We start from the raw sequence: 872 nt of genomic DNA on the forward strand, positions 1-872 counted from the left end.
CCACTCTCCGGCCACGTCGACCCACAGGCCTGACGGCGAGACCAGTCCCTCCGGCGTGGTGGCGGCGTCTTCCGTGCCGTGGGTGAGGGCCCCGGTCGCCCCTCGCGTGGCGCTCGTGGCATGGGCGATCATGCCGTCGCGCACCAGCTCGCGGGCCCTGCGGGACGCGGTCATCGCGACGGGATGGATGTCGGCGGCGGTCTGCTCGAAGGCCTGCGTGATCCCTTCCGAGGACAGCCCGGCGAGCCGTGTGAACAGCGCCCCGGTGACGCCGTCGTCCGCGTTGGCGCCGTCCACGGGACGGATCCCGTCGAGCGCGCGTGCCGCGGCGACCGCGTTGTTTCGCCCGTTGGTGGCCACGGTGTCGGCGTAGCGCTGGGGGGTCACCGCCAGGGTCACGTCGTTCGGGTTGTAGAGCACCACGAAGCGGGTGTCGGCGGGCAGGCCGGCCGCGGGCTGGACCAGGGTGTCGTAGGTCCCGGTCACGCCGCCCTCGGCCTCCACGACCCGGAACAGGTCGCCGACCGCCGGGGAGAAGGTGTTCTCGGCGTCGCCGGGGATGCCGCGGAGCTGTGCGGTGATGGTGCCGTCCGCGGTGTAGACGCTGTTCGCACCGGTGAGCAGCACGCGGTCGTAGTTGCCGGCGCCCGTGCCGGTCCCGTAGCCGTCGATCTCGACGACGTAGTTGCTGCCGTCCATCTGGGTGACGCTGCCCGTGACCGTGAGGGTGCCGGGGGAGTTGCCCGGGGCGAGCGTGCCCGTCACCGAGATGTCGCCGCGCACGTGGCCGGAGCCGCCCATCGTGCCGTCGCCGTCCACCCACACGTTGCCATCGAAGCCGGCGTTGAACGCCAGCTCGCCCTCGTGCACGC

The 872-nt window shown here is 72.8% G+C and carries 1 protein-coding gene; it reads right to left on the reverse strand.

The genetic code is table 11. The annotated features are described in order from the left end of the window. Positions 1 to 872: hypothetical protein (locus G7A99_RS21840; RefSeq protein WP_205599996.1), on the reverse strand; the 872-nt coding region annotated here is incomplete at both ends.

This window comes from Arhodomonas sp. KWT, from assembly GCF_010993615.1.